The sequence below is a fragment of the Aeromonas sp. XH genome (assembly GCF_033348475.1).
GTDB lineage: Bacteria > Pseudomonadota > Gammaproteobacteria > Enterobacterales > Aeromonadaceae > Aeromonas > Aeromonas sanarellii.
Genome location: NZ_CP137630.1, coordinates 696,414 through 708,405 on the forward strand (window position 1 = coordinate 696,414; position 11,992 = coordinate 708,405).

Annotated in this window: 11 protein-coding genes and 1 tRNA gene; 11 read left to right on the forward strand and 1 reads right to left on the reverse strand. The window is 55.9% G+C overall.

Annotation, left to right across the window (positions count from 1 at the left end; genetic code table 11):
* Window positions 1-3 precede the first annotated feature (3 nt).
* From R2B70_RS03335 to rpoS, 4 genes are read left to right on the forward strand one after another with little or no spacing between them, the layout of a single operon-like run.
* Window positions 4-621, forward strand: a complete 618-nt coding sequence (locus R2B70_RS03335) for a protein-L-isoaspartate(D-aspartate) O-methyltransferase (protein ID WP_318162630.1) — start codon at window positions 4-6, stop codon at window positions 619-621.
* Complete coding sequence (locus R2B70_RS03340) at window positions 618-1,199, forward strand: YqaA family protein (RefSeq protein WP_042077190.1); 582 nt, start codon at window positions 618-620, stop codon at window positions 1,197-1,199. The genes R2B70_RS03335 and R2B70_RS03340 overlap by 4 nt, the downstream gene beginning before the upstream one ends.
* A gap of 9 nt (window positions 1,200-1,208) precedes the next feature.
* Complete coding sequence (locus R2B70_RS03345; protein ID WP_318162631.1) at window positions 1,209-2,276, forward strand: LysM peptidoglycan-binding domain-containing protein; 1,068 nt, start codon at window positions 1,209-1,211, stop codon at window positions 2,274-2,276.
* Window positions 2,277-2,322: 46 nt separating this feature from the next.
* Window positions 2,323-3,306 carry an RNA polymerase sigma factor RpoS gene (gene rpoS, locus R2B70_RS03350; protein ID WP_318162632.1) on the forward strand — a complete coding sequence of 328 codons (984 nt, stop codon included), beginning with the start codon at window positions 2,323-2,325 and terminating at the stop codon, window positions 3,304-3,306.
* A 79-nt stretch (window positions 3,307-3,385) separates the two neighbouring features.
* Here the strand turns inward: rpoS and tsaD are convergent, their stop codons facing one another.
* On the reverse strand, window positions 3,386-4,399 hold the full coding sequence (gene tsaD, locus R2B70_RS03355) for a tRNA (adenosine(37)-N6)-threonylcarbamoyltransferase complex transferase subunit TsaD (protein WP_216990975.1): 1,014 nt from the start codon (window positions 4,397-4,399) through the stop codon (window positions 3,386-3,388).
* A gap of 179 nt (window positions 4,400-4,578) precedes the next feature.
* Between tsaD and rpsU the strand changes: the two genes are divergently transcribed.
* The 7 genes from rpsU to R2B70_RS03390 all read left to right on the forward strand — a co-directional run bounded on the left by rpsU (window position 4,579) and on the right by R2B70_RS03390 (window position 11,992).
* The gene (rpsU, locus tag R2B70_RS03360) at window positions 4,579-4,794 is read left to right on the forward strand and encodes a 30S ribosomal protein S21 (RefSeq protein WP_005309452.1); all 216 of its coding nucleotides are present in this window, start codon (window positions 4,579-4,581) and stop codon (window positions 4,792-4,794) included.
* A 15-nt stretch (window positions 4,795-4,809) separates the two neighbouring features.
* The gene (locus R2B70_RS03365) at window positions 4,810-5,253 is read left to right on the forward strand and encodes a GatB/YqeY domain-containing protein (RefSeq protein ID WP_042077185.1); all 444 of its coding nucleotides are present in this window, start codon (window positions 4,810-4,812) and stop codon (window positions 5,251-5,253) included.
* An 88-nt stretch (window positions 5,254-5,341) separates the two neighbouring features.
* The gene (dnaG, locus tag R2B70_RS03370; RefSeq protein WP_318162633.1) at window positions 5,342-7,129 is read left to right on the forward strand and encodes a DNA primase; all 1,788 of its coding nucleotides are present in this window, start codon (window positions 5,342-5,344) and stop codon (window positions 7,127-7,129) included.
* Between the two features lie 183 nt (window positions 7,130-7,312).
* On the forward strand, window positions 7,313-9,208 hold the full coding sequence (gene rpoD / locus R2B70_RS03375; protein ID WP_318163315.1) for an RNA polymerase sigma factor RpoD: 1,896 nt from the start codon (window positions 7,313-7,315) through the stop codon (window positions 9,206-9,208).
* Window positions 9,209-9,399: 191 nt separating this feature from the next.
* Window positions 9,400-9,476 (forward strand) — tRNA-Ile (locus R2B70_RS03380).
* A gap of 1,254 nt (window positions 9,477-10,730) precedes the next feature.
* The gene (locus R2B70_RS03385; RefSeq protein WP_318162634.1) at window positions 10,731-10,871 is read left to right on the forward strand and encodes a hypothetical protein; all 141 of its coding nucleotides are present in this window, start codon (window positions 10,731-10,733) and stop codon (window positions 10,869-10,871) included.
* Window positions 10,872-11,161: 290 nt separating this feature from the next.
* Window positions 11,162-11,992 (forward strand): hypothetical protein, encoded by an 831-nt coding sequence (locus tag R2B70_RS03390; protein ID WP_318162635.1) that lies wholly within the window; start codon window positions 11,162-11,164, stop codon window positions 11,990-11,992.

The following is an 11,992-nucleotide window of genomic DNA, read 5'->3' on the forward strand; positions in this document are numbered from 1 at the left end:
GTTGTGATAGTACAGCGCCTGTTGAACCAATTGATTGCCCAGGATGTGCGAGATTTCCGCGTGCTGGCGGCGATCGCGAAAGTGCCGCGCCAGCTGTTCGTGGACGAGGCCATGGCCCACAAGGCCTGGGACAATACGGCTCTGCCCATCGGTCATGGCCAGACCATCTCCCAGCCCTACATAGTGGCGCGCATGACGGAACTGCTGATCCAGAACGATCCGGCCCACGTGCTGGAGATCGGGACGGGCTCAGGCTACCAGACGGCGGTGCTGGCCCATCTGGTGGAGCATGTGTATACCGTCGAGCGGATCAAGTCCCTGCAGTTCCAGGCCAGACGCCGGCTGCGCCAGCTCGATCTGCACAATGTCTCGGCCAAGCACGGCAACGGCTGGCTGGGCTGGCCGAACAAGGGCCCCTTCGACGCCATCCTGGTGACGGCGGCGGCGAGCGAGGTGCCCAAGGCCCTGACCGATCAGCTGGCCGATGGGGGCCGTCTGGTGTTGCCGGTGGGGGATAGCCAGCAGACCCTGCAGCTGATCGAGCGTTCGGGTTCCCAGCTGACCAGCCAGATCCTGGAGCCGGTGCGTTTCGTTCCCCTGATTGACGGAGATGTCGAGTGAAGTTGTTTTCCCGCCTCTATGTGCTGGTGATGCAGTGGGCACGCCACAAGTATGCCCCTTGGTATCTGGCCATCACCGCCTTCATCGAGTCCGTATTCTGGCCCATTCCGGTGGATGTGATGCTGGCTCCCATGGCCTTGGCCAAGCCCCGTCGGGCCTGGCACTATGCCGCACTGGCGACCCTGTTTTCGGTGCTGGGCGCGCTGTTCGGCTATCTGCTCGGCTATGCCCTCTGGGAGCCCGTGGTTCAGCCGCTGGTGGCCTCGGTCGGTTATGAAGACAAGATCGCCCTGGCCGAACAGTGGTTCGAGCAGTGGGGCATCTGGGTGATTTTTATTGCCAGTTTCACGCCGATCCCCTACAAGGTGTTTACCGTCACGGCGGGCTTGCTCCATATGGCGCTATTGCCCTTCATCGTCACCTCCCTGATCGGTCGCGGCATGCGCTTCTTCCTGGTGGCAGGCCTGATGCGCTGGGGTGGGGAGAAGATGGAGCGCAAGCTGATGCACTACGTGGATGTGCTCGGTTGGCTCTGTATTGGTTTGGCCGTTGCGGCCTATTTCTGGTTTAGTCGTTAAGGATCCACTATGTGTTCGCGTGTTTGGCAAGGTAGCGGTGTCGTCGTGTTGTCATGGCTGCTGCTTGCCTGCTCCTCCAGCAAGACTGCTGCCCCGGTGCATAGCCTGGGCAATGATCAGATCGCCTCGACCATACCGGTCCGCCAAGGGGGGGCCAAGCCTGCCGCCCAGAGCGGGGGCTATACCGTGGTCAAAGGGGATACCCTGTACTCCATCGCGTTCCGTTCGGGCATGGACGTGGCTTCGCTCATCAGCATCAACGGCATCAGCCCTCCCTACAACATCTATCCCGGTCAGCAGCTCAGGCTGGATGGCTCGGCGTCCAGCTCGGTGGTGAGCGTCGGCAGCCCGGTCAGCCGTGGCAGCGTGACGGGATCGGGCACCTATGAGGTGCGCCGTGGCGATACTCTGAGCAGCATCGGTCGCCAGTTCGGTCTATCCAACCAGACGCTGGCACAGCGCAACAACCTCCAGGCGCCCTATGCCCTGCACGTGGGCCAGGTGCTCAACGTGGGGACTGCGGGGTCGGCCAGCGGCCAGATGGTTGCTGCCGCGACCCCGGTCGTGACCAGCACAGGCCCCAAAGCACTGGCGACGGCGCCGGCAGGTACGACCACCCCGTTTATCGCTCAGAAAACGATTGCTCCTGCCTCGTCAACAGCATACGCTCAGGCGACAGAACAAAAAAACATCAGCACCAAGTCAACACTCTCCTGGCATTGGCCGACCAAAGGGCGGATCGTCGAAGGCTTCTCCGTTGCCGAACAGGGCAACAAGGGCATCGACATCTCGGGTCAAAAGGGTCAACCCATTTACGCCGCAAGTGGCGGCAAAGTGGTCTACGCGGGCAGCGCACTCAGGGGTTACGGCAAGCTGATTATTCTCAAGCACAACGATGACTACCTCTCCGCCTACGCTCACAACGACGAGCTGAGGGTCAAAGAGGGAGACAGCGTCAAGGGCGGAGCAGTTATCGCCAATATGGGTAGCACGGATGCGCCGGATGTGCGCTTGCACTTTGAAATCCGGTACAAAGGCAAGTCGATCAACCCGATGGGCTATTTGCCAAAGCGTTAACTCAGAGAGCTAGGTCTTACTCTGGTGCAGGTCAGGGAGACATATCATGAGCCAAGAACAACTGGTAATGCAGGATGCAGAGTTAGAGTTCGACGAAGAGCTGGAGGTTCAGGAGGAAGAAGAGGTTCAGGAGGTGGCGGCCGAGGCCGAAGAGACCATCTCCGATGAACTGATGGCGCCCGAGCTGAACAAGGTGATGGACGCCACCCAGCTCTATCTGGGGGAGATCGGCTTCTCCCCCCTGCTCACGGCCGAAGAGGAAGTCTACTATGCTCGCCGTGCCCTGCGCGGCGACAAAGCGGCGCGCAAGCGCATGATCGAATCCAACCTGCGCCTGGTGGTCAAGATTGCCCGGCGCTACAACAACCGCGGCCTGGTGCTGCTGGATCTCATCGAAGAGGGCAACCTCGGCCTCATCCGGGCGGTCGAAAAGTTCGACCCCGAGCGAGGCTTCCGTTTCTCTACCTATGCCACCTGGTGGATCCGCCAGACCATAGAGCGGGCCATCATGAACCAGACCCGTACCATTCGTCTGCCCATCCATGTGGTCAAGGAGCTGAACGTCTATCTGCGCACTGCGCGCGAGCTTTCTCATCGTCTCGACCATGAGCCGACCGCCGAGGATATCGCCTGCGCACTGGATCGCTCTGTGGACGATGTGAATCGCATGCTCAAGCTCAACGAGAAGATCACCTCGGTGGATACTCCCATCGGTGGCGATCGCGACAAGGCGCTGCTGGACGTGCTCTCCGACGAGCGCGGCATGGGGCCCGAGCTGGAGTCCCAGGAAGATGACATGCGCAGCAGCATAGTGCACTGGCTGGAGGAGCTGAATCCCAAGCAGCGCGAAGTGCTGGCCCGCCGTTTCGGTCTGCTCGGCTATGAACCGGCGACCCTGGAAGACGTGGGGGCCGAGATTGGTTTGACCCGGGAGCGGGTGCGTCAGATCCAGGTGGAAGGACTGCGCCGCCTGAGGGAGATCCTGCTGGGGCAGGGGCTCTCCATCGAGGCCCTGTTCAGAACCAATTAGCCTTGGGCAGTGCGATTACCGTCATCAGAGACAACAAAGGGGCCATGGGCCCCTTTCTTCTAGCAATGGATCCTTTGGATCACACCGGATCCAGGGTGTCCAGCGGCCAGCGTGGCACGGCCTTGACGACCAGCGGCTCGAACACGCCCGCCTTCAGGCGCTGCATGCCGGCATAGGCGATCATGGCGCCGTTGTCGGTGCAATATTCGGTGCGTGGATAGAACACTTCTCCCTTGAGGCTCTCCATCAGCTCGGCAAGCTGGGCGCGCAGATGACGGTTGGCACTGACGCCGCCGGCCACCACCAGACGGTTGAGGGCGGTCTCCTTCAGCGCGCGGCGGCACTTGATGGCCAGCGTATCGACGACCGCATCTTCAAATGCACGGGCGATATCGGCACGGGTCTGTTCGTCGTCACCGTTGGCGGCGATGGTATTGGCGGCGAAGGTCTTGAGGCCGGAGAAGCTCATGTCGAGCCCGGGGCGGTCGGTCATGGGGCGCGGGAAGGTGAAGCGTCCCTTCACGCCCTTCTCCGCCAGACGGGAGAGCAGGGGGCCACCCGGGTAGTCCAGTCCCATCAGCTTGGCGGTTTTGTCGAACGCCTCGCCGGCGGCATCGTCGATGGATTCCCCCAGCAGCTGATAGCTGCCGATGCCGTCGACCCGTACCAGCATGGAGTGACCACCGGAGACCAGTAGGGCGACGAAGGGGAACTCGGGGGCCTTCTCCTCCAGCATGGGGGCCAGCAGGTGGCCTTCCATATGGTGCACCGCCACTGCCGGTTTGCCCCAGGCCATGGCCAGGGAGCGGCCTATGGTAGCCCCCACCAGGATGGCGCCAACTAGGCCAGGACCTGCGGTGTAGGCGATGCCGTCGATCTCATCCTTGCCGAGCCCAGCCTCCTTCAGGGCGGCCTGGATCAAGGGGATCGTCTTGCGGACATGATCCCGGCTGGCCAGCTCGGGAACGACGCCGCCGTAGTCCGCATGCAGCTTGACCTGGCTGTATAACTGGTGGGAAAGGATCCCTTTTTGATCATCGAAGATCGCGATCCCGGTTTCGTCACAGGATGTCTCTATGCCCAATACACGCATTGCTAAAAAATTTCACTGCTAAAATGAGACGGCTATGGTAACCTTCGCGGGTTTTTTAAACCAGAGCGATCTCTGCGGGTTTACTTTCATTCCCTGTCCAGAGTATAATTTCGCACCATTTTAAGACATGCTGATCGATTGAAGGTCAGCTAACAATTTATCACTGAGGTGAAAGGCACATGCCAGTAATCAAAGTCCGTGAAAATGAGCCGTTTGACGTTGCTCTGCGTCGCTTCAAGCGTTCTTGCGAAAAGGCCGGTATCCTGTCCGAAGTTCGTAGCCGTGAGTTCTACGAGAAGCCGACTACCATTCGCAAGCGTGCCAAAGCGTCCGCCGTCAAGCGTCACGCCAAGAAGCTGTCCCGCGAAAACGCACGTCGTATCCGCCTGTACTAATCAAGGGATCATGCCGTGTCTCTGAAGGATCAACTCAAGGATCAGCAAAAGCTCGCCATGCTTGCCAAAGACAAGGCTCGCCTGGGAGCGATCCGTTTGTTGATGGCCGAGATCAAGCAGCGTGAAGTCGATACCCGTGTCGAGCTCGATGATCAGGAGATCCTCGCCGTTGTGACCAAGATGGTCAAACAGCGTCGCGATTCCATCAGCCAGTTCGAAGCAGCCGGTCGCCAGGATCTCGCCGACAAAGAGTCCGCCGAGATCGTTGTGCTGCAGGAGTTCCTGCCGCAGCAGCTGACCGCAGCCGAGATTGCCGCACTGATTGAGCAAGCCATCGCGCAAAGCGGGGCTGCCGTCATGGCTGACATGGGCAAGGTCATGGCTGTCTTGAAGCCGAAAATTCAGGGGCGTGCCGATGTCGGCGCCGTCAGTGCGCAGGTGAAAACCCGCTTGGCGTAACAGGCAACTCTCTTGTTTGGTCAAAGAAGCCGTGCTTCCCTGGGAATGCGCGGCTTTTTTATTTCCTATGCAATGAAACAGGACGGTTATGGCAGGCAGGATCCCACAATCCTTTATCGATGATCTGCTCGTACGCACCGACATAGTCGAACTTATCGACTCCCGTGTACGGTTGAAGAAAGCCGGTAAGAACTACCAGGCTTGCTGCCCTTTTCATAACGAAAAAAGCCCCTCCTTTACCGTCAGTCAGGAGAAGCAGTTCTATCACTGCTTCGGTTGTGGCGCCCACGGCAATGCCATCGGCTTTGTCATGGAGTATGACGGGCTCGAATTTCCCGATGCCATTGAGGAGCTCGCCAGCCTGCACGGCATGCAGGTGCCCCGCGAGCAAACCTCTGGCGGGTCTGGCAATAGCCAGCCGGCCGTCAGCAAGGATCTGTTCGAGCTGATGAACCAGATCGCCCGCTTCTATGAGAGCAATCTCAAGAGTGCGCCGCAGGCGGTGGAGTATCTGAAGGGACGTGGTCTGACCGGGGAAGTGGTCAAACGCTTCAACATCGGGTATGCCCCGGACGACTGGGACCAGGTGAGGCGGCGGTTTGGTGCCAGCCGGGATCACGAGCAACTGCTTATCTCGGGTGGCATGTTGATCCCCCGCGACAGCGGCCCCGGCAGCTATGATCGCTTCCGCGATCGCATCATGTTCCCGATCCGGGACAAACGCGGCCGGGTCATCGGCTTCGGCGGCCGGGTGCTGGGTGACGGCACCCCCAAGTACCTGAACTCCCCGGAAACCCCCATCTTCCACAAGGGGCGGGAGCTGTTCGGCCTCTATGAGGTCAAACAGGCGCACAAGGATCCTCGCCGGATCCTGGTGGTGGAGGGCTATATGGACGTGGTGGCGCTCGGCCAGTACGACATCGACTATGCGGTGGCGGCGCTGGGGACTGCGACCACCAGCGATCATATCCACACCCTGTTTCGTACTACGGCCGAGGTGGTCTGCTGTTACGACGGTGACAACGCCGGCCGTGAGGCGGCCTGGCGGGCGCTGGACAACGCCCTCTCCCATCTGCAGGATGGCCGCGAGCTCAAATTCGTGTTCCTGCCAGATGGCGAAGATCCCGACTCCCTGGTGCGCCAGATTGGCAAGGAGGGATTTGAGGCCCTGCTCGACAAGGCCCAGCCCTTCGCCGACTTCATGTTTGAGCGCCTCGGGCGTGACGCAGCCCTCTCCGGTGAGGCGGGCAAGTTCGAGGTGGCCAACAAGGCTGCTGAACTGATACGCCGCGTACCGGAGGGCTTCACCCGCGAGGGGTTGATCACTCGTCTCTCCAGCATGATGCGCTGGGGGGAGAACAAGCAGCGGATCGCCGAGCTGTTTGCCAGAGGCAGTCAGCCGAAGGCCGGGGTCAACAAGCCCAAGGCTGCCAAGCTGACACCGCTGCGCCGTGCGCTGGCCCTGATGGTGCAGTATCCGGCGATCACTGCCGAGTTGCCGGCCATGCCGGAACTGGCCGGATTGCGCCTGCAGGGGATCACCTTCCTGCTGCAGCTGCATCAGCAGATTTTGACTCAGCCCGGGGTGACGACGGGTATCCTGTTGGAGCACTGGCGTGGAACCAAGGAAGGAGAAATCCTGGCCCAACTGGCGATGCACGACCTGTTTGAAGAGGTAAAGCTCGACCAGGAGCCCGATATTCTGGGAGAATTGCAGGATACCTTCGTCGGTTTCATCAACCTGTTTCTGAAGCAACGCATCGAGGAATTGCAGGCCAAGGTGGTGCAGGAGGGGCTAAGCTCTGAGGAAACACAGGAGCTGATGATGCTGATCAGAGAGGTGCAGATTGAGAAAAGAAATGAGAATGGGGCTTGATATTTGAGTGAGTCACCCCAATATGAACATCGTTGCCCGAATCGACGGGATGAAAAGCAAACATTTCATAACCGCCTGGCCCCGACGATACTGCGGGCAGGGGTTTCTCATGACCGACGCCGCAACCAGACATAGCATGTCTGGCGGTTTTCTATTAGAATTGGCTATTTGCGCAGCAGCGCACTGTACGCGCAACCTAGCAACACCAACCGGATGAGTTCTATGGAGCAAACCCCGCAGTCTCAGCTTAAACTCCTCGTTGCCAAAGGTAAAGAACAGGGCTACCTGACCTATGCCGAGGTGAACGATCACCTCCCGCAAGACATCGTCGATTCCGACCAAATCGAAGACATCATCCAGATGATCAACGATATGGGCATTCAAGTGGTTGAAAACGCTCCGGATGCCGATGACCTTATCATGGCTGAAGGTGGTACCGCCGATGAGGACGCTGCCGAAGCAGCGGCCCAGGCTCTGGCATCTGTTGAATCCGAGATTGGTCGCACGACCGATCCCGTCCGCATGTACATGCGAGAAATGGGTACCGTCGAACTGCTGACCCGCGAGGGCGAGATCGACATCGCCAAGCGGATCGAAGACGGTATCAATCAGGTACAAAGCTCCGTCGCCGAGTACCCGGAAGCCATCACCTATCTGCTCGAACAGTACGACAAGTACGAAGCCGAACAACTGCGCCTCTCCGACATCATCTCCGGCTTTATCGACCCGAACGAAGTGGATGATATGGCGCCGACCGCCACCCACATCGGTTCCGAGCTCAGTGAAGACGACCTTGCTGACGAAGACGAAGACGAGGACGAAGACGAGGACGAAGACGGCGATAATTCAGACGACGACGGCGACGGCGGTCCGGATCCGGAAGTCGCTCGCGAGAAGTTCGGTGAACTGCGTGCCCAGTACGAAGTCACCCGTCTCTCCATTCAGAAGAATGGCCGCGCCCACGACGACACCCAGAACGCTATCGCCCAGCTGGCCGATGTATTCCGTCAATTCCGCCTGATGCCCAAGCAGTTCGATCGCCTGGTCAACAACATGCGGGAGATGATGGAGCGTGTCCGCGTGCAGGAACGCATCATCATGAAGCTCTGCGTCGAGCAGGCCAAGATGCCGAAGAAGACCTTCGTTGCTGCCTTCACCAACAACGAGTGCGAGACTGCCTGGTTCGAATACCAGAAGCAGGCTGGCAAGGCCTGGTCCCCCCGTCTGCTCGAGATGGACGAAGAGATCCTGCGCTCCATCGGCAAGCTGCAGCAGATCGAGGAAGAAACAGGTCTGTCCATCGCCCAGATCAAGGACATCAACCGCCGCATGAGCATCGGTGAGGCCAAGGCCCGCCGTGCCAAGAAAGAGATGGTCGAGGCCAACCTGCGTCTGGTTATTTCCATCGCCAAGAAGTACACCAACCGCGGTCTGCAGTTCCTGGATCTGATCCAGGAGGGCAACATCGGTCTGATGAAGGCGGTCGACAAGTTCGAATACCGTCGTGGCTATAAGTTCTCGACCTATGCCACCTGGTGGATCCGTCAGGCCATTACCCGTTCCATCGCGGATCAGGCCCGTACCATCCGTATCCCGGTACACATGATCGAGACCATCAACAAGCTCAACCGTATCTCCCGTCAGATGCTGCAGGAGATGGGTCGCGAACCGAACCCGGAAGAGCTGGCCATGCGCATGGGCATGCCGGAAGACAAGATCCGCAAGGTGCTGAAGATCGCCAAGGAGCCCATCTCCATGGAGACGCCCATCGGTGATGATGAAGACTCCCACTTGGGCGACTTCATCGAAGATACCACCCTGGCCCTGCCAGCTGATGCCGCGACCAGCGAGAGCCTGCGCAACGCCACCCGCGAAGTGCTGGCCGGCCTGACCGCTCGTGAGGCCAAGGTACTGCGTATGCGCTTCGGTATCGACATGAACACTGACCACACCCTCGAGGAAGTGGGCAAGCAGTTCGACGTCACCCGTGAGCGTATTCGTCAGATCGAGGCCAAGGCGCTGCGCAAGCTGCGCCACCCGAGCCGCTCGGAAGTGCTGCGCAGTTTCCTGGACGAGTAGTCCGAAAGCCGCATGGGTTTCCCCTCTCGAAAGCCCCGCCATGCGGGGCTTTGTTTTATCAGCACCAGCCGATGGATGACGGTGAGCAAGGGATGCACTTGAAGATGGATAAAATCTCGCCAAGTGGTTGATCTGACTATGGACGGGTCATCCCGCATCCCCTATAATCCACGCCGCAAAACCAACATCATGGCCCCTTAGCTCAGTTGGTTAGAGCAGTCGACTCATAATCGATTGGTCGCCCGTTCAAGTCGGGCAGGGGCCACCAATTCCAGAGGGTTGGCGAGTTAGTACTCGCCAACCCTCTTTTCTCTAGGATACCTATAGGATATCTCAGCCTGTAGAGTAACCACTCTAAAATCACTCTCATGCCCTTCAAAAAAATTTTTCTCCACCAAGAAGAAAAATGATCGGCCCCTTCAAAATGTTCTCTTTTGAGAACCGCTGCTAAAAATTTTTCTCCTCCCCAGATTCCCCTTTTCTATCTCTATATATTGAAAAAAACGGGGTTACACGGGTTACGAGGTTACAACTCGGCTCTAGCCCAGTACTGGCGCGGCTTTGCGCTGTAACCCCACTCAGAGCACAAAAAGCAATTAGGGGTTACACGCTCCGAAAGAGGCATGAGGTTACAAGCCTGTAGCCCTTGTCTGGTGCGGGCTGTAGCCATTTTTCTTGACGCTGTAACCTGTAACCCCGTGAGGTTACAGATCTCAGCTCCCATGCAGCTATATGCGCAGCCATGCTTGTAGATAGATCAAAGGGGCCAGCGGCCCCTTGGTTATGTACTACTGAACTGGCTAGACAAATAGAGGCTCACCCAGGTTCTCTTCAAGGTCATCAAGTAGCGCTCGCGCTACGTGAACACAATCAGCAGTGCTAGTTGGAATCTCGTGATCCCCCGTGGATGTTCGCCCATCAACTTGTTGGCTGGGATTCACCTCAATCAGTGGATGTGATGAGGCCAATGTCTGACCATTAGCAGCGAACCGCATCGGATGTGCCAACATCGCTAGCTTGTTGTCTTGAAAGTTCAGGCTGATATGCGTCGTCTTCTCAGTTGCTCTTTCTGCATCAATGAGTGCAGCAAGCAATGCTATGGCATGGTTTCGAGTCATGTTCTAAAACCTAAAAAATCTCAACGAGGGAGCCGTGAGTCATGTCTATAAGTGGATCTATAGGCATCAGGCTACGGACTTATTCGGGTTACAGCTCAATCATAGAAAGAGGTTTAACTCCGAACAACAAACCCTAACGACTTGAAACATAAATCCATCAATGAAAAACCAGTAAGCGATGACCCCTATCGCCCATGGCTGGCATACGCATGGCTGTGGCTGTTTGGGAGTGACTGGATGGGTGGATGCCATGCCCTTAACCCCCAATGAAAGCCAGGGGGCGTTTAGCGGTCGTGTATGCCCCTCTGGTAGGTATGCTCACTAGGACAGGTTGAAAACTGAAATTTTTCAGATCCTATAAATCTGGGAAATGCTCATAGGTCATTGTTTTTAAATGAGAAGAGGTGATCTCCGCCCGCAAAAAGAAAAATCTGGGTGATGGTGAAATGGCTACGGAAAGTACGATTTTAATATATAAATCAGATGGTTATGCTTTATGTTTGGACCATGAATGGGGTGTGTTTTTTCAAAAGGCTGAAAAATAGTTCACTTCGTGCAATTCCTCCTGCACCTCCAAACCCCAAGAACGGCGCGGCCTGGGGCTAGGAAACTGCGGGAATCCATTTTTGCAAAAATTTTTCTTAACGCGGCCTGCAGGCGGGAGCGGATGAGCGCGGATTCCGTAATGTTTTTCTATCCTTGGCTCTTTTAGTGGCTCTCTAGTGATGATTTACAAGTGGCCATGCATGGCTGGCTATTTAAACTCCATTCCACTTGTTGAATATAACACCATTAATCATTATCATGACTCCATTTGAAGCTTGGAGTTAATGTCATGTATAAAGGATTCAATCTCGAAGTTAATGATAGCTCAAGTTTTTTGAGCCCTACCGATAATTATTCTTCCATTTTATCAGAGCAAAATAAATCCATTAAAACCTCTCTTGAAGACCTTTATTTTAAGGACGGAACTATTGATGCCGTAAAGCTACAGGAAGCCTGGTTTCCATCAATAGATGGAGTCCATGTATTTATTTCTCACGCTCATACTGACATTGAAATCGCGGAAAGACTGGCTTGTTGGCTATACAATAACTTCAAAATAAAATCATTTATTGATTCTCATGTTTGGGGGCATGCAAATGACCTTTTAAGAAAAATTGACAATAAGTATGCAAAATATCCATCAGGCACATCTTACGATTATGAAATCAGAAACCAAACGACTAGTAATGTACACATGCTCTTATCCTCTGCATTAAATACAATGATGGATAAGTGTGAAGCATTGTTCTTTATAAACTCAGAAAAATCCATATCTAAACTAGGTCTTGTTGATAGAGCCGATGAGGATAGAACGCTATCTCCATGGATTATGTCTGAATTAGCTACAAGTAAGATAATTGAAAAAAAACAAGCTATCTCAACCAGAAAGAGTAATTTAGTAAAAGCTGCTTATGATGGTATGGAAAGCATGAGCGAATCTTTAGGAATCAATAGAGAGATGCCAGAGTTTAAAGTTTCTCATAAAGTGTCTTTAGAGCACTTACATAACATTCAAGAAATAGACCTAATTCTATGGGCCTTAGTAAACTCAGGCAGAAAGGGTTATGACTCATTGACTATACTTTACAACAGAAATGCCGGTGCAAACTTTAAAATATAA